The 17,374-nt window shown below is 39.7% G+C and carries 20 protein-coding genes and 1 pseudogene; 10 read left to right on the forward strand and 11 right to left on the reverse strand.

Annotation, left to right across the window (positions count from 1 at the left end; all coding sequences use genetic code 11):
- Window positions 1-25: 25 nt before the first annotated feature.
- Window positions 26-229 (reverse strand): helix-turn-helix domain-containing protein, encoded by a 204-nt coding sequence (locus tag HCR03_RS08575; protein ID WP_187037678.1) that lies wholly within the window; start codon window positions 227-229, stop codon window positions 26-28.
- Between the two features lie 121 nt (window positions 230-350).
- Here HCR03_RS08575 and HCR03_RS08580 point away from each other — a divergent pair, with 121 nt between their 5' ends.
- From HCR03_RS08580 to dltD, 8 genes are all read left to right on the forward strand, one after another.
- A complete protein-coding gene (locus HCR03_RS08580; RefSeq protein WP_187037681.1) occupies window positions 351-620 on the forward strand; it encodes an AbrB/MazE/SpoVT family DNA-binding domain-containing protein in 270 nt (89 codons plus the stop codon).
- A 293-nt stretch (window positions 621-913) separates the two neighbouring features.
- Window positions 914-1,711, forward strand: coding sequence for a GGDEF domain-containing protein (locus HCR03_RS08585; RefSeq protein WP_187037683.1), 798 nt, complete (start codon window positions 914-916; stop codon window positions 1,709-1,711).
- Window positions 1,712-1,800: 89 nt separating this feature from the next.
- Window positions 1,801-2,625 (forward strand): C39 family peptidase, encoded by an 825-nt coding sequence (locus HCR03_RS08590; protein WP_187037685.1) that lies wholly within the window; start codon window positions 1,801-1,803, stop codon window positions 2,623-2,625.
- A 12-nt stretch (window positions 2,626-2,637) separates the two neighbouring features.
- The gene (locus tag HCR03_RS08595) at window positions 2,638-3,642 is read left to right on the forward strand and encodes a hypothetical protein (protein WP_187037687.1); all 1,005 of its coding nucleotides are present in this window, start codon (window positions 2,638-2,640) and stop codon (window positions 3,640-3,642) included.
- 259 nt (window positions 3,643-3,901) lie between these two features.
- Window positions 3,902-5,407, forward strand: coding sequence for a D-alanine--poly(phosphoribitol) ligase subunit DltA (dltA, locus tag HCR03_RS08600; protein ID WP_187037689.1), 1,506 nt, complete (start codon window positions 3,902-3,904; stop codon window positions 5,405-5,407).
- Window positions 5,407-6,573, forward strand: a complete 1,167-nt coding sequence (gene dltB, locus HCR03_RS08605; RefSeq protein ID WP_187037691.1) for a D-alanyl-lipoteichoic acid biosynthesis protein DltB — start codon at window positions 5,407-5,409, stop codon at window positions 6,571-6,573. The genes dltA and dltB overlap by 1 nt, the downstream gene beginning before the upstream one ends.
- 108 nt (window positions 6,574-6,681) lie before the next feature.
- Window positions 6,682-6,939, forward strand: a complete 258-nt coding sequence (locus HCR03_RS08610) for a phosphopantetheine-binding protein (RefSeq protein ID WP_187037693.1) — start codon at window positions 6,682-6,684, stop codon at window positions 6,937-6,939.
- Window positions 6,936-8,138, forward strand: a complete 1,203-nt coding sequence (gene dltD, locus HCR03_RS08615) for a D-alanyl-lipoteichoic acid biosynthesis protein DltD (protein ID WP_187037695.1) — start codon at window positions 6,936-6,938, stop codon at window positions 8,136-8,138. The genes HCR03_RS08610 and dltD overlap by 4 nt, the downstream gene beginning before the upstream one ends.
- A gap of 504 nt (window positions 8,139-8,642) precedes the next feature.
- Here dltD and HCR03_RS08620 read toward each other — a convergent pair.
- From HCR03_RS08620 to HCR03_RS08665, 10 genes and pseudogenes are all read right to left on the reverse strand, one after another.
- Window positions 8,643-8,934: pseudogene (locus tag HCR03_RS08620) on the reverse strand (transposase); the annotation flags it as partial.
- Between the two features lie 150 nt (window positions 8,935-9,084).
- Complete coding sequence (locus tag HCR03_RS08625) at window positions 9,085-9,729, reverse strand: ATP-binding cassette domain-containing protein (protein WP_187037696.1); 645 nt, start codon at window positions 9,727-9,729, stop codon at window positions 9,085-9,087.
- A 12-nt stretch (window positions 9,730-9,741) separates the two neighbouring features.
- Window positions 9,742-10,614 (reverse strand): hypothetical protein, encoded by an 873-nt coding sequence (locus HCR03_RS08630; protein ID WP_187037698.1) that lies wholly within the window; start codon window positions 10,612-10,614, stop codon window positions 9,742-9,744.
- The gene (locus HCR03_RS08635) at window positions 10,607-11,395 is read right to left on the reverse strand and encodes a hypothetical protein (RefSeq protein ID WP_187037700.1); all 789 of its coding nucleotides are present in this window, start codon (window positions 11,393-11,395) and stop codon (window positions 10,607-10,609) included. Before HCR03_RS08635 ends, HCR03_RS08630 begins: the two co-directional genes overlap by 8 nt.
- Before the next feature lie 13 nt (window positions 11,396-11,408).
- On the reverse strand, window positions 11,409-12,551 hold the full coding sequence (locus HCR03_RS08640) for a hypothetical protein (protein WP_187037702.1): 1,143 nt from the start codon (window positions 12,549-12,551) through the stop codon (window positions 11,409-11,411).
- 62 nt (window positions 12,552-12,613) lie between these two features.
- The gene (locus tag HCR03_RS08645) at window positions 12,614-13,033 is read right to left on the reverse strand and encodes a hypothetical protein (protein ID WP_187037705.1); all 420 of its coding nucleotides are present in this window, start codon (window positions 13,031-13,033) and stop codon (window positions 12,614-12,616) included.
- A 211-nt stretch (window positions 13,034-13,244) separates the two neighbouring features.
- Complete coding sequence (locus tag HCR03_RS08650; RefSeq protein ID WP_187037707.1) at window positions 13,245-13,766, reverse strand: hypothetical protein; 522 nt, start codon at window positions 13,764-13,766, stop codon at window positions 13,245-13,247.
- A 22-nt stretch (window positions 13,767-13,788) separates the two neighbouring features.
- The gene (locus HCR03_RS08655) at window positions 13,789-14,535 is read right to left on the reverse strand and encodes a DUF4367 domain-containing protein (protein ID WP_187037709.1); all 747 of its coding nucleotides are present in this window, start codon (window positions 14,533-14,535) and stop codon (window positions 13,789-13,791) included.
- 255 nt (window positions 14,536-14,790) lie between these two features.
- Window positions 14,791-15,354: an RNA polymerase sigma factor gene (locus tag HCR03_RS08660; protein WP_187037711.1), complete on the reverse strand. Its 564-nt coding sequence runs from the start codon at window positions 15,352-15,354 to the stop codon at window positions 14,791-14,793.
- 389 nt (window positions 15,355-15,743) lie between these two features.
- Window positions 15,744-15,902: a hypothetical protein gene (locus HCR03_RS08665; RefSeq protein WP_187037713.1), complete on the reverse strand. Its 159-nt coding sequence runs from the start codon at window positions 15,900-15,902 to the stop codon at window positions 15,744-15,746.
- Between the two features lie 447 nt (window positions 15,903-16,349).
- Between HCR03_RS08665 and HCR03_RS08670 the strand changes: the two genes are divergently transcribed.
- Both HCR03_RS08670 and HCR03_RS08675 read left to right on the forward strand, forming a co-directional pair.
- Window positions 16,350-16,700, forward strand: coding sequence for a helix-turn-helix domain-containing protein (locus HCR03_RS08670; protein ID WP_187037714.1), 351 nt, complete (start codon window positions 16,350-16,352; stop codon window positions 16,698-16,700).
- Between the two features lie 28 nt (window positions 16,701-16,728).
- A complete protein-coding gene (locus HCR03_RS08675; RefSeq protein ID WP_187037716.1) occupies window positions 16,729-17,301 on the forward strand; it encodes an RNA polymerase sigma factor in 573 nt (190 codons plus the stop codon).
- The last annotated feature ends 73 nt before the right edge of the window (window positions 17,302-17,374 follow it).

Consider the following 17,374-nt stretch of genomic DNA (forward strand, 5'->3'; position numbering starts at 1 on the left):
TCTAAACGCAAATTCTCGCCTACTCCTATTCATCTGGTATATATTCTGCAATATCTTCCAAACGGCAATTCAGGATTTTGCAAAAATCCTCTACTGTACGCATATTTAGGTATTCGTTATTTTTCATTCTTGTTAGAATGCTTGGACTAATATGATATTTTTCTCTGAGTATGTATGTCGTAATTTTCTTTCTTTTGAGTGTTTTCCAAAACGGTGCGTAGCTTATCATAAAATCACCTCTTAATTGTTCTTGATTTTATGATAAGTATGTTTTATAATTTAGTACATGTACCAATTACAGTACATGTACTAAACCTAACATAACAAGGTGATGAAAAGAGGATATGATTGTGATCAGAAAAGTAGATGAATTGGGGCGCATCGTCCTTCCGATTGAGTACAGAGAAGCGCTCAAAATTAAAGGGAAGGTCGATGTAGACCTGAAACTGGAAGATGATAAGATCACCATTCGAAAGGCCGTCTTCGGCTGCCATCTTTGCGGAGCTGCAACAAACCTTGTGCGGATAGGAAATGAATGCTTTTGCAAATCGTGCATCCAAAGGTTGCATGAAGCGAAAGACGGAGATATTCTTTATCCGTTAAGTATAGAACATAGGTAACATTATTAAGGCAATATCATGAGTGATGCGACGCCATAGGCAGTATTAGGACAGGGTTTCCCTGTGAGGATAGCCGAAACCCAAAGGCGGTACGCCGTCCCTCCTGGATTGATTTGCATGGTACTCATGTATTGTGGGTATTGCCCGTTATTTTGGAATCGACGACGGGCAATACTCTATTCTATTTTATATAGCAATTAAAGAAGTAAATATAAAAACTGAAAAGGAGATTATAATCGGCCCAAAGGTCCTGCATCTCATGATTGCCTGACCTGACCCATGAGGTACGAAAAATGAATTTTGATAACTTATCACAGGCAGTAGAATCAGTACAACAGCTCCGCAACTTTTTCAAAAGTATTCGCATCTGGTGCCAGCAACCTGAAAAACTGATTTACGAAAGCCGGGACGAGGATACTTCGGAAATTTTGTCAGTAGATGCCCTGGCCTTTCAAAATGCGACACTTTCCATAAGCAGAGATACTCTTAAAGTAAATCTAGCTGTTACAATTGATGGGAGGCCCTGCGTCATTGAGCTGATCCAACGGAGCACAAAAGAAGAGAATGCCACCTCCATGCGATCCATACAGGAGCTTATCATTACAGACCCACTGACCAATCTCTATAACCGAAGATTTATTGACGAACAGCTTCCAAGAGAACTAAACCGTGCTTTTCAAAATGGCGAACCGGTTTCGTTTCTCTATGCGGACATTGATCTGTTTAAAAAAATCAATGACCGGCATGGACATGTTGCGGGAGATTGTGTTTTAAGGGATGTTGCAAGCATCTTTCAGAATCAAATTCGGCGCAAGGACGGCTGGGCAGCACGATATGGAGGGGACGAGTTCCTTCTTTGTTTGCCTGAAATCAGCCAAAAGGCGGCAGTCCAAATGGCGGACAGAATCCGAAATGCAATCGCACAAAAAGATTTCCAAGGTAAAAGTAAGACAATCAGGGTGACTTGCAGCTTTGGAGTGCAAACCCTGTATCAAGCGGATGATGTCAACACCTTGACACAGATTATCGGATTATTGGACAGGAAACTTTATAAGGCAAAAGCCACAGGCCGGAACAGAGTGATTGTATGATAGGTGTAGAAAAAAATCTAAGAAAAACATAAATCGTCTCAGGTAACTTTACGAAAGCCTGAGACGATTTTTTGTGGATCAGGAGGTGTATGGCATTGGACCCGATTATCTCTAAAATACTGGCGCACTTGGCGGCACAGGCCGCGACTGACGAGCAGACGCGAAAGCGTCTGCTCCTTCTTATATTGGGGCCAACAATCGCCGCAGTCTTACTTATCGCCTTAATTTTATATCTGATTACCAGCCCGTTTTCCGCATTGGCCGGGTGGCTGGTTGGCGACGAATTGACAACTGTGGATAATCTTCAAAAAGATTATGGTTACAACCAGTCCATCGGCATCTATGATCGGGATTATACTGAAGGCAGCGGACATAGTTATACAGATGTCGTTTTCAAAAATGGGTCCACGGAGGTCGTGTATTTTAACCAGTTAGATGAACGCTGGGCAGATAAACCCTATGGTTCGGATAAAATCGGCACGAGCGCTTGCGGCCCCACCGCAATGTCTATTGTGATATCCAGCCTCTCGGGGAAAACAGTGGACCCGCCCACGATGGCACAATGGTCAGTGGATCACGGTGATTACTGCGCAGGCAACGGTTCCTATCATCAACTGATACCGGACGCTGCGAAAGCGTGGGGGTTATCCTGTGCGGGGAATTTATCCGCACAGGATATTGTGGACGCGCTTTCCTCGGGGAAACTGGTGGTCGTCATTATGAGCAAGGGGCACTTTACTTCTGGCGGCCATTTTATTGTTTTAAGAGGTGTAACTAGCGAAGGGAAAATCCTGGTGGCAGACCCGGCCAGTTTTAAGCGCAGTCAGCAGGAGTGGGATCTGTCGCTGATTATGAACGAGGCCCGTAAGGGAGCCGGTGCAGGCGGCCCCTATTGGGCGATAGGAAAAGGATAAGGAGGTATCCCCGTGATATTGTATCTTTCTTCTGAACAGCATACCAATCTTTTAGACTTCACAGGATGGTATGACACCGACAGCGAAATGCCCATCAAGAAGCTGGTGGGGAATTTTGTCCTGAAACGGTTTATCATCTACGACATGCGCAATTTTTCCCATTTTACCGAGGTCGTTTTGGATCGGATCGCCTTTGAGGACAGCGACGCTGAGTTTGCTGAAGCGATAGAGGAATTTCTGACGATGTATAATCCCCGGATTACAGTGATCTATGAGGGATTGAAGCAGGATGATCCTTTATTTCAAGCCCTTCTGGACAGGGGCGTGGGAAATATCGTTTGTGATACCGAAATTGCAGCAATTCAGCGCGAGATTGCAGAATGTCTGAGCGGACAGGGTATGACGCGCTATAGTCCCAAGGAACGTGCAAAAAAGCAGGGTTATACTCGGAAGTATCGGTTCGACTGTAAGAATATCCATATCGCCGTGATTTCTTCCCAGCCGAGAATGGGCGCCACCACCACAGCAATCGGCCTATCAGCATGGCTTACCGCCGTGGGAGCGTCCGTGTGCTATGTGGAGGAAAACAGCAACAAAATTTTGAGTGCGATGGCGGCTGCCTATGAGATGAAACCGGACGGAGAGGGCTGGCTGCTGGACGGCGTACATTACGGCACCGCGCCCGCCGGTGTTGCCGGTAATTTTGTCATTCATGATCTCGGCCATATGCCGGATATGAATGAAATGGCGAAAGGTGCCGATCTGCTGCTGGCCGTGTGCGGTACAAAACCCTATGAACTTCCAAACTCCATGCGGTTGCTTCATCGGTTGGAAGCGGTAGATGCTTATGTGCTGTGCCCTTTTACCCACGAAAAAGTAAGGGAGGATTATGCCGCCATATTGCGGAGCGATTTTCACAAGGTGCTGTTTTTAGACTACCAACCTGAACCTACGGATGGCATGAACAACGCCAAGCAGTATCAAACCATGATGACAAAGTATATCGCCGGGATATAACACCCCTGCGAACTGCTTATTGATGGTTGAATTTCCTGTGTTAAAAAAAGAACCGATACCATGCAAGGCATTCCTGGATAATCTTCTGAGACATCAACGCAGTAACTGGGAATTCAAAAATTTTTTGACATACGATAGCGTCTGCAAAAAATATGTGATATAATTAAATAATATAATGCAAAGAATAATGCAAAGAAATGGCATTGTTCATTCTTTACCACCATGGCAAAAAAAATAGCTGGAAAAGGACATATTGAAAATGTGGTTGTTAAATCAATTAAAAGGGTATTCAACCTTTGATAATACGGCGATAATTTATAGAGACAACAATATTTCATATAGGGATTTATGGGAAAGGTCAGAACAACTGGCTTGCTTTATTAATAATGAAGCAAAAACCAATAATCCAATCGTGATATATGGAAATAAAGAAATAGATATTACGGTTGTTATGATTGCCTGTTTAAAAGCCGGGAAAGCCTATGTGCCGGTTGATACGATTTTTCCAAAAGAAAGGCTATTACGAATTACCGATATGACCGAAACAGAGTTAGTTTTTAACTTTTCTGATACGGATATTGTTAGCGACGATTTTAAGACTGTAAATGCCACTTGGCTTGCCACTATATGCTCAAAATATCGAAATCGGGTTATATCCAGCGATAATTGGGTGAAGCCGGAAGATAACTGTTATATTCTTTTTACCTCTGGCAGCACCGGACTCCCGAAAGGGGTTCAGATAAAACGTAAAAATATCGAAAATTTTGTTTCTTGGTTTCAAGAATATTGTAAAATAGACGGCGATGATCACGTAGTATTGAATCAGATTTCTTATTCTTTTGACGTTTCCGTGATAAGCCTTTATGTTTATTTGGCCATGGGAAAGACGCTCTTTAACATCGATAAAGCGATGCTGGAAGATATAAGGATTTTGTTTTCATATTTGAGAAAAAGTGAAATTTCCGTATGGATATCCACCCCAACATTTTTAGAGATTTGCAGTTTTGATGCGAGCTTTAACGCGGATATGCTGCCTAAACTTAAAAAAGTTATATTGGCGGGAGAAGTGCTCACAAAAAATCTCGTCAATACGCTGAACGGCAAATTTAATCGACTTGAGATCATCAATGGATATGGACCGACGGAAGGAACCGTTTTACTTACAGCATGCAGGATAACCCAAAGCATGCTGGATGATAAGAAAGACTTGCCTATTGGCTATTTACTGCCCAACTCTGTTTATCGCCTTGTTGACGACAACGGCGAGGAAGTAAAAGATGGGGGAACTGGCGAGCTGATAGTTGTAAGCGATAGCATCAGTGAAGGATATTACAAAAATCCTGAGCAAACCCATCAGTCATTTTTCAAGACAAAAAGTGGGCAAATGGGCTACAAAACTGGCGATATGGCTTTTGTGCAAGACAAACTGTTCTATTATGTTGGAAGATTTGATTTTCAAATTAAACTCAATGGATTCAGAATAGAGCTTGGGGATATATCGAACAATTTGAATAAGATCAATTTTGTTAGCAACAGTGTTGTGCTTCCTGTTATCAGAAACGGACGGATCAATTCCCTGACGGCTTTTGTTACGCTAAATGGTCGGACCGAAGCGTCAAATATTAAAATAGGAATAAAAATAAAGCAAGAACTTAAGAATTTAATACCTTCCTATATGATACCGAAAAAAATCGTTATTCTGGATCAATTTCCTTTAAATTCAAATGGAAAAATTGACAGAAAAAAATTAATGGAGAATATATAATGGTTTTTGCACAGTACGATAATTTATTCTCCCTTTTCTTGTTTAGCCTGTTTTTGGTTCCTGCTATTATCTTAGGAATTCATGGCAGAAATCTAAAACGTTATGGAATGATAATATCTATCCCTGCACTCTGCTGCATAATGGGCATATCCACAATCCATTTTCTGCAATTCGTATTGTTCCTTGTCTTAGAGATGCTCTTAATTCTAATATACTATCGCAGTTCTAAGAAAAATGGCAGCGGCAAGTTTTATAAATTGATTTTTGTCCTTTCCATAATCCCAGTTGTTTCGGTTAAAATCGGTGAACATTTCACCGCCCCAATCGGATATAACCTAATCGGTTTCGTAGGAATCTCATATATCAGCTTTCGGGTATGGCAATTACTCTTTGAAATACATGACGGTCACGTGCAAGAGTTATCAATCCTGAATATTCTCTACTTTATAACTTTTTTCCCCACGGTTAGTTCCGGTCCTATTGATCGGTATAAAAGATTTACTGATGACGCCGATAAAACCATCCAGAGAACAGAATATATAAGCGGATACCTCCTTGTTGGCCTGAAAAAAATATTTTTGGGAATCGCTTATAAGTTCGCGATAGCAGCCTGTATAAAAGTTTATATCATGGACAGAATTCCGTCAAATATCACTTTAATAAATGCAGTTATTTACATGTATGCTTATACTTTCTATTTGTTTTTTGATTTCGCCGGTTATTCAAATTTTGCAATTGGGACAAGCTATATTCTCGGCATTCAATCTCCTGAAAATTTCAATAAACCTTTTTTTGCCCGTAATATGAAGGAATTTTGGGATAGATGGCATATATCGCTTTCCAAATGGTTTGGGGATTATATCTTCAGCAGATTTGTTCTTAACACTTTGCGAAGTGGTAAAATCAAGAGTAAAAAGACAGCAGTAAGAATCGGTTACTTGTTGTCTATGACTATAATGGGATTATGGCATGGGTTTTACCTTTTTTATGTTCTTTACGGTCTGTATGAAGGACTTATGCTGGTTGCGTCTGACGTTTACGTTAAGTCGAAGGCTTACAGAAATTTCAAAAAAGCCAAATATTATGACAATGTCAGCCGTGCTATTTGCTTTCAGATAATTGCGTTCGGCATGCTTTTGTTTTCTGGCTATTTATTTAAATTTTAGGTAGAGCGAATCAAAGGCCCAAAAGAAGCATGTTTTAACTAATTTTGCATAACTGCATCAGATACAGTTCTCTTCAATATTTGTAGCAGTGGAAAGGAAGGACCAAATATGGATTTTGAAGAAATCGCGCTGGAAATTTTGAAAAATGTTTGTGACACTGATGAAATCAGTGAAGATCCTGATATGGATTTATTTGAAGCCGGTTTTATTGATTCCCTTGCTGTCATCAATATAATTTTGGAAATCGAAGAGAAGTTTAATTTGAGGTTGCAGCCAACCGATTTAACTAAGACTAATATCTCCACGATCAACCATTTCAAATCATTTCTGGAAAAGCTCGAAAAGTCAGGAAAAATTTCACAATGAGAAAAAAATTGTTTCAAGTCATCTCTTGTCTGTTAATTTCCATTATTCTTACTGGCAGTATCCTTTTTTGCTATGAAAAATATCTGGATTCTGCTCAACAGAAAACGACTTATAATAGCGCAGTTGGCAGGACCTATGGAAACAGCAAAAAGGATAAGGGCATTACTCTATTGCAGCGGGGTTCCAATGAAGATAATCTATTGATATTTGGTTCCTCCGAACTCGGATCAAATGTCCCACAAAATCCCAAAAACATGTTTCCGAATACAGAACTTAATTGCAATGTCAATATAATTGGTGATGCTTATGTTCAGGATTTATTAAATACAATTAAAGTGGGAGCACTTTCCGATTCCTTAAAAAACAAAAAAATTGTTGTCATTGTTTCAATACAGTGGTTTATGCAGTGGCTGCCGTTTTTAGGGAATGAAATAGATGTGAATGGATACAATTCTAATTTCTCCGAGCTGCAGTTCTACCGCATGATGCAGAATCCAAATCTCAGTAGCGATATCAAAAGATATATTTGTAAGAGGACATTTGAATTATCAAAAGGCGAATCTTCTCTTGAACGTTCTAATATATTCTCATCTCTTTATTCTAAAAATAATTTTTTATCTAATTCTTTGTTAACTGTGCTGAATCCATATTACTCTATAAGAGAAAATTTTTTATCTTTAAAAGATAAGCATCAAGGTCTTGAGGAAATGAATAAATTCCAGTATGCGCCAATACAGAAAACCAAACAAATAAACTGGTCTGAGGAAGAAATTGAAGCCCAGAAAATGGGGCAGGCGGCATGTACAAATAATAAGTTTTACATTGAAGATGATTATTACTCTGCGAATATAAAACCGCAACTTGATCACTTGAAAAACTCCAACTCAAATACAAATCTTTTGGATTCAAATGAATTGAAAGATTATGAAATTTTTCTTAAAGCTTGTAAAGAATTGAATATCCGGCCATATATCATTTTTATGCCGACAAATGGTTTTTACTATGATTATACGGGCTTGTCTGCGGAAAAGCGTCATGCTTTTTATAATCTTCTTGAAAGTAAGGCAGATGATTATGGTTTTGATTACCTTGATATGAGAGATAAAGAATATGAGCCGTATTTCTTAAAAGATATTATGCACTTGGGATGGAAGGGATGGTTATATGTGGACAAAAAAATTGTACAATATTATTCCTAAGGTATCGAATAGTTTTATCTTTAAGCTCATTTTAATGACGATTATACTTTTATTAATTGCTTTTTCTATGATTGAAAATAGTGGTAACGATATCTCATTCGTTTATAATAATTTCTAATTAATAAAGATTTTATTCGTCTTTATTTGCCCCCGAATTGCTTCAGTAGCCAGCCGATAGGATCTTTGTTCCATCATCTTCTCGGCTTTGACTTAGGTCCTGTGCTGTTTTCTCCCTTGCAAGACTCCCTTAAGCCTGTTCCACCACCGTGATCTGTTCAGGATCGTCGGTTTTCTTCTGCGGCATAAGCAACAAAAAGCCATCAGCTCTGCTGGTGGGAAAAATATTTAGACCCAAGTAAACCTCCTTTTGTTCTTTAATGCAGTCTGCCAACCGCATTAAAGAACAAAAGGAGGTTTTGTACGAATGACATAAAAAGTTTTATAAATTTGAAATGGAAATACCAGTATCATATTCTATTTGAAAGCTGATGGTAGTGTCAAGGATTATGCGCAAATTTGTTTGCAGGTTCTGAGTAAATGATGTTGCCCGGCAATATCTGCGTTGTCGGGAATTGCTTCGAGATGATTCATATTCATGTATTTCTTGTTTCCCCATTGCGTACCTGCCACATGCCGGAGCCTTGCACGGACCCGCATCAGGGCGGAGTTCCCATCGGGGAAAGAACCAACTACGCGAGTTCTCCTACGGATTTCTGTTCAGGTGTTCAATGGCATTGTTTGTCCGGATTCTGGTCCAGTGTTCAAAGGGGAAGGAGATATAGGTGATTACTTCCTCGTTTAACTGTACAATTTTTTCAGACATGGTTTGCTGTCTCCTTTCAGAATGGTGTATCGCAACTTCATTCTACCAGAGACCTGCAAACCTTGTCCTTTTTTTTGTACTTTTCAATTTGCGCAACTTATTGTACATTATCAAGTTGACTGCTTATCTTACTGTTTGAACCGATCCACCATCCATTTCATGTACAGTGTCACATAAAATATCAATATCTTCTGAACTATGGCTGGCTATAAGGATTGTTTTGCCTTCTTTTTTTAAATTTAACAACAGATTTCGGATATCTTCGACACCCTCGTTATCAAGGCCGTTCATAGGTTCATCTAAAATCAGAATATCAGGGTTTTCCATGATAGCTTGAGCAATACCCAATCTTTGACGCATGCCCAATGAATATTTACTGACCCATTTTTTGCTGTCCGGCTCCAACCCTACACGTATCATGGTCTCTTTTATCTGCTTATCTGAGATTTTACGGTTAATCATCGCAAGAAATTTCAAATTGCTATATCCACTATAGCCCGGCAAAAATCCAGGAGCTTCAATAATTGCTCCAATATTTTTAGGTATATCAATATCTTTTCCTATTATTTGACCGTTTACAATGATCTTACCGCTTGTCAGCAGAATAAAACCGCAAATACTTTTAAACAGAACAGTTTTTCCTGAACCATTTCGGCCTATGATTCCATGGATCTTTCCTTTCTCAAAGGAGATTGAAACATGATTTAGCACCATAGTATCTTTAAACTTTTTGACAACATCTTCAATAACGATTGAATTCTCAGCCATTTTTTTGCCTCCCTATATCTGCGGTAGAACTTCAATGGTTTTCCTCCGAAACATAATGAAAATAAAAAAAATCAAAATGGCAACCAGCAGGATGAGTACAGAGCAGGTGTAAGCAAAAGTCGGCAACACCTCGGCCGGGTCACTTTTTAAAACGGTCAGGTTTGCCCATGATACAGGTGAAAAGAAATATATCAGATTGCCGGAGTAACCATGCGTTTGTCGATAAAAATCTGCAAACATATCCAGAAACACTAACAGGGACGCGCAACCAACTCCAACCGCCCTCGGAAAATGCATGTTTAGTGCAAAAATTAGAAAACCTAAAAAGCAGCCGACGAGCCAAAGCAGCAGAAGTTCTTTCGCAATCGCGGTCAATGGAGATTCATGAACCATAAGGGACTCAGGAATATTTAAGAGAACATTATATTGCGAACTCGCATCCGTTACCGCCAAAGTCTTAAAAATTTTTCCCCATTTCAATGAAAATTCAACCCTTGGCAAACTACAGAATACGGTCATTATAAAAATAAAGATTGTATAAGTTAAACTGGAAACAAAAACATATAAGATCTGAGCGGCAGAGAATATTTCTCTCCCTACCCGAAGAATTAAATACGGCTGCTGTTCATCGAGAAAGGGCGCATCACAATAAAGAAAAACGAACCCCAGCATGACAATAATTAGGCTGTTAAATGTGGTCATTAGAAACGGAAGGCTCCATGGCGTAACCGATACATGTACGGCATTTGTGAAGGAGCGAACCCCTTGCAGATAGTTATAAATCATCAAGACAATGAGCAGCAATATAATCTTTATTCTGGAACTGGATATCCATTTGCGGAAATCCAGTCCGCACAGCGTGATTGTCGCTTTTACCTTATCCATTTTCCAACCGCCCTTTTACACTTTTTGCAAAAAAATGCCCGAATAACATGCTGAACAGTACAGCGTAGAACAGGGCATAAAACACCCCAAATAGTAAATTATCGGGAAAGATCCCATCATTTTCAAAAACAGCAGTCATTAATAAAAAGTTCGGGAAACCAATGAAATTTGCAATATTTAAGTACATATAATATGCAATGACCGGCATTGCAAGCGTGACAAATATATTAGTGATTTTTGTTGATAAAAAAAGAGAAAACGTTGCGTAAATACTACCCTGAAGGCCTCTTTCCAACGACTCGATCAAAATCCATGTAAAATAATGGCCATTGGCGAGGAACCATTGTGCTCCCTCTGGATGATTAAGCGCACTGGATACAAATGAATTTGTTGTTGGATTTACAGGATTCAAAAACGGGAAGGCCATGGCCGCAAAAAGCAAGCGCCCCAGTAGCCCCGCCAACAAAGCACCCATAAAGCAGGAAATCACCTTTGAAACGGCATATTTAATAGGAGATGATCGCATGATGATGGAACGAATATATCGGTTTTCCCAATCGTTGCAAAAAGCCGTACCATAGGGAAGCGTTTCCAAAATCAGAATTACAATGGAAAAGAAAGGCGCGTCTCCAGAAGCAAAAATCTGGATAATGTCCTCATTCGCGCCGGATATGAAATTTAATGAATTTAAAGTGCTAACAACCGCAATACCAATAACGGCAACAAAAAATTGCCAGGAAACCAGCATGCGGCAAAAATCCATTCTCAAAACTTTTATCATTTTATCTGACCCCTTATTGCACTTCTCTCCCCGTCAAAGCGTTAATGATAACCCTTGTTTGTACGTTACCCTTGATGTCTTTGGAATATTGCGATAATTGAAAAAGCCAAGCAGGAGTTAAAAGGTAATTTTCCTGATTTGCTGCCTTTAAGATCGGGACATAAGAGAATTCAATATCCGTTACTGTGATCGGGTTGTTCATGATCACATCTTCAAATTTACTATTAAGTATATTTAGTGCTTGGTCAAGGCTAAGTGGACTTGTTTTTCCTGTTATCTCCCCGGATGCTTCATAGACATTGCTGATTTGGGCATTCACAATCCCCTGTTCGCCATAATAAACAAGGATCATCGGACCCTGTGTCTGCGTTTGAGCCTTTGGGTCGCCAAATTGTTGCTGATCAGAAACCGATATGCCATTCAGTTCCAATTGAAACTGAAAAACGTAGCAGTCGTCCTCCTGTGTCCATTTTCGCACTGGCCGACGCTTGTTGGCTGGGAGTCCTTCTGAAGCTGTATCTTTCTGATGTTTTATCTGTTCCTGCTGCATGGTTCGATAATCTAGAGCATAAGCTTGTACACGTTTACCCGCTGTGACTCCCAGCAACGATAAAAAATCCCTTGCCTTTTTCTCAGCCTCTTTTTGGGTCATAAAAGGCAAATCCTTTGCTGGATACACCTTTTGAGACGATGTGCCTGGTGTAAAGGCTTCCTGAATATCAAAGATTAATGTTTTACCGCAGCTTAAACTTTTTCCATCCCAATTCAAAAAATCTCCATTTTTTGATTGGTAATTTTCTCGTATCCCCGTTTGGCCATCCCTGTATTTGAAATCTTCCTCATGCACTTTGCCCAAGGTTTGATTGGGGTAGAATACTGTTATGACTTTCTCTTTATTTTTCAGGTCCATGATTTCGGCCGGTATGATTCCAGTTTCTGTGGGAAGTATTGTAGGTGCTTCCACGGTCGCATCAACAGAAAGATTCGTTCCAAATTTCTTTTGGACCGTTTTAGGGATTTCTTCGGGGACCACCGTATGTTTTCCCTGATTGACATCATTACCCGAACTGGAACCGCCAGCATCCTTTCCGCATGCGGGTAATAAAGCAAACAGGATTAAAATATTCAAGATCAATAAGAGCTTTTTCCGTTTCATTATACGCTACTTCCTTAATAAAATTGAATTGCAGGGGGTGTGACCCCCCTGCAATTTTGTGATCACGGAGTCCAGAGCCCACCGACAGAAAATGTTTTTGGATTGTTGTAATTGTTATGCCAGCCTGCTAAACCCAAGTAGTTTCCCGCTGCCGTATAGGTAGTATAGGGAAGCAGGGCATTCGTCACATAGTCTGTAAAGTATCTATTGGAGCTGGTGCGTTCTTGATTGTTCGAAAATTGCGCCCAAAGGTATACCCGATCCACGCCCCTTGCCCAGTTGCTCGAGTTGTGGATACTTAGATATGCGTTTTGCTCATTATCTTCCTTTGAGTAATAACCATCGGGATAGCCCCAACTTTCTCCTGAGCCCGAGAAAGTGTAATCATAGCTATAACTGGCAGCGAACGCTGGAACGGCAAAGGTAACCATCAACGCTGCAGCGCAGAATAATGCGGCCAGTTTTTTCTTAAACTTCAACATTTTGAAAACCTCCTTTTGATTTTCAATCCATTCTGTTTACACCTACGCTTTCACCAGATCGGGGAATTTTTCACCCCATTATGTAAACAATTTGGTTCATTCCTTTCCCTAAAATATTTATTTCAACGCGCGCCATTGAAATCAAAAACTAAAAACACATATCAATTATCGCTTTGAATAAGGACATTGGAAAATCAAAAAAGCTGGAATGTCACCCGACATAAAGATAGCTTGTCTCGTTATAATGGGTTTCGATGGAAGGGATAAACAGCCAGTCGAGTTCCCCGTAATGGGTCGCCACAAACCGGTAATTATATCCCGGCGTGACTGTCGTACTGTATTCATAGCTGTAGCTGGAGCTGTTGTTCCTATATGTACTCCAGACTTTTACATTGGTCCACTGGCTGTTTTGCCATCTCTGGAGCGTGATGTCCTGAAACCCAATCTTATTCAAAACCTGGGTTCCGTTCGTAGTCCCATCGAGAATCAGCGTATTCCCGCTCCCCCGATAAAGATCAAGGCCAATGGTGGCTATTAAGCCGGTGGCGTTTGGGGACATTCCCCCTCCGTTTACCGTGTTGTATTGCCCCACGGCATGATTTGGATCGGCAGAGCGAACGCCGGAAGTGGGCGTCCCTTCACTGCCCTTACTTGCGGCATAAGCCGGACTCACCGAAAGCACAGAAAAAGCAAGCAGCAGGGACAGGCATAATGCGGACATTTTTTTCAACATCTTGACTTCCTCCTTCAGAATTTTAATCATCAAATGACTTCAATACTTTTACGGTTTCATCATAGGGAAGGTTCGAGTTGACGTTATAAACGTAATTCCCATCATTGAATACCAATACATAGGTGTCTGATTTTTTCATCAGATAGACATCAATTCCATTAACGTTCAGTTTATCGTAATCCGAAGTCTCCGGAGCTTTCACGATTGATATATTATTCCTGTCGTAATAGTAATCGACGTTTATTGTGATCAAATTGGCGTTGTTTCCCAAATCAATAGAAAGATTCTTTTTGATTTTGAAGTTTTGCTGCCCAAAGTTCAGAATTTTAAAATCCTGCGGCAATGATTTTGGAAGCAAAGGTGACAGGTCAAACTCCTTGCATTTTTTTACTAACTCCTGATATAATGCATCATTTTCACTTACCGTTTCTTGTCCAGAAGCTGTCCTGCCGTTACTCTGTGTGAAATCAAAGCTGATATAATTTCTTCCGAACTTCACAACGCTGTCGAGCAGGCTGTTTCCGGTCGCGTGGGCAACAATCGCATTGGCGGAAAACAAAAAGACGAGGGTAAGACACGCCGCCAAGACCGGTTTCATAAATCTATTTTGCATAACTCTCTTTAGCTTTGGCTGAGCTGCTTTTGCCCTTTCTTCAGCCATTTTTCGGGCCTTTTTTAATCCTGCCTCCGCATCGACATGATCATCATATTCTCCGCCTTCCAGCAAAAAGAGCGTCCTGATGTTTTCGTCGATCAGATCACAGTCCATCTCATCGTCCGGCTTGTGCAGTTCCGCGTATATTTGGGCGCGCAGTTCATTTATCTTTTCTTTGCCTGCCGGTTTTTCTTCACGACAGATTCTTTTTACGATCTCAATATCTTCCTTCGTACACTTCATTAAAAACCCTCCTACTTTGTAGTCCCGAAAAATGGAAAAGGATGCGCGAAAAATTTCATAAAAAGCGGAAGTTTGTATGGTTGACTAAATTAAAAGATAAAAATTGTGCAATAACACTATCAAAATTTACAGTTGCAACTTCTGAACGCCCTTCATGATATGTTGCTTTAACCGAAACAGTTTTGCTTTCATTGCCGTAGAGGAAACTTGATAGAGTTCCATCAATTCTTTTATGGACATATTCTCTTTATAATACTGGTGATATAAAGTCTGTTCGGCATGGCTTAATCCGGATAGGACTTGATTCACTTCTTTGTCAATGTCAACGCTTTCCTCCCAAAAGCGGTCAAAGTCCTGTTCATACGCAAATCTGATGTCCTCCATATCCTCAGCATCATCTTCCAGATTAGGTAAGGGAAAAATCGATTGCTTTTCCTGTTGAAATTTCTGATTGTACTTATGTAAATAATTGTCAGCCGTTCGAAACAGCCATGCTCTGGGATTGCGAATTTTAATCTGTGCGGCTTTTTCAAAATAAACTGAAAAGACATCTTGTGTACATTCTTCGGCAGATCCTGCGTCAATCAGATTCTTGCGACAGTAGCTTAAAATCTGATGATATAGTTTTTTCAATTCTTCACTTTCACTGTCTTTCCTGTTGGCTTTTCCTCTGATTGGAAATAGAAACATAATTCTCCTCCCCTTTCACATGATGCAGCGTAGTTCTGCTATCCATTTTGTTTGACCCTAATCTGATCTTTTTCCCTGTCACTAAACGAAAAAGCTAAAATGCAAAACACTATGTGCCGGTGTTTTGTCAATATTTATGACGTTGGGGTTAGAAAGCTGTCGGAAGCGGCTGATCTCTATATTCCGCTTTTTAAGAGTGTCCGAATTACCTCCCTATGAATTTTTGCTAACAATATAAAAAGTGTGGGGACCCCACAACGGCCCACACACTTAATGCGTCCTTATTCTGGAAGAGTTCAGTAAAATAATTTTCATGTATATATCAAAGAAGATGAATCGCTCCGGTAAGAAAATAGAAATTATAAATTCACCCTACCAAGTAGGCAGTTTTAAGTGTGAAAATTTTTGTAATTATTTTTCCGAAGGTGCTGATCTGTAATTAATGCCTCTTGATTTTTTTTAATTGTAATCAAAATATTCTCGAATATCTCCGGAGTTTCAGCCTCAACTGCTGATTTAATTCGATTTAACATCTCAATTTCATTCATATCAATTCTCCTTTGTCTAATTCTATGGGTTTATTGATCAATTTTGCTCTATCAATATAACGTTCTGAGAATGCAAATCGTTTGAATCAAAATTAAAATTTTTTAAAAATCAAATTTTAAACGACATTATTCCAGCAACACATATTAACCGCTAACTAGGAAGCCATTGGTTTCATGGCATATCATTAGCTTTTTTCATTTAGAAATAATTTAGAAATAGATGAAAAGAAAACCTTTCACTTCATCATTCAATATGTAATGTATTTCCAGACCCATTTGTTCACATAGGAATCAAAATATTTTGCTATTCCATGGTCGAAGTAAAAATATTGTTAGTTAGGAAAATATCTATAGGAATAATATGTCGAATTTTATATACAGAAGGCAATACATTACCAATACAATAAAATCTAAAATATAACTACAATAGATAAATGAGGAGATATTATGCCTAGAAGAAATGAGGCTCTTGCTAAACAAATTGGTCAGCGAATAGCGACCCGCCGTAAAGAATTAGGCTGGACGCAGGAAGAAGCTGCCGAAAAAGCAGGTCTTTCCCAACAGTTTTTTGCTTGCGCTGAACGTGGGATCAAAGGAGTAAGCGCTGAAAGTATTCTTAAAGTATGTACAGCTTTGAATGTAAGTGCAGATTACCTTTTAACTGGAATTCTGACCAAAGAAGAGTCTGACTCTTTTTTACATTTGCTAGATCTCATGAACGAAAAACAACGTCATGCGGCAAAAGAAATATTGAAAAATCTTCTTACTGCTTGTGGATATGAGATTCCCGAGCAGTAGTAACGGATGAGAAATGTGGGGGCGGCAGATGATTTACGAAAAGGGACAAATTGGTAGAGAGGATTATGAAATATTTACTGAACTCTATAAGGCAGAATATGAAGGCTTACTCCGCTATGCTTGTGCTATATTGAAAGGGCGGAGTAATGGGAACCCTGTTAAGGGTAGAGCGGAAGAAGCAGTTCAGGAGATGTTTGTATTTGCATGGGAAAAACGTAATGAACTGTTATCCAGCGAAAAACCAGTAGGATGGCTTTATAATGCCCTCCACTATAAAGTTCTGGAGTTAATTCGTGAAGAGAACAAATGGACCAAGCGCTTACTGTTATTTGAAAACCATCTGGAAGAACAAAATGGACCTCACGTTAGCCTAAATGTTGAATTAGAAGGAATTATCTCTAAAGAGGAATTTGATCTATTAAAGCGAATATATATGGATGGATACTCCTATAAGGAGTTATGTGAAGAATTACATATGAACAAATCGGCACTCGGGATGAAAATTAAAAGGATTAAAGAAAAAATACTTAAGGAACCTCTGAACAAATGGCGCAGGAAGAGGAATTCAGCGAAAAGGGATTCAAGAGGCGTTCCAAACTGAATGATTACGTCGAATTTCAACGCTATACTCCTGAATTTATTTCCACTTTTGCGGAAATGGGCGCACTTCTCCC

Source organism: Caproicibacter fermentans, from assembly GCF_014303955.1.
GTDB classification, from domain to species: Bacteria; Bacillota; Clostridia; order Oscillospirales; family Acutalibacteraceae; genus Caproicibacter; species Caproicibacter fermentans.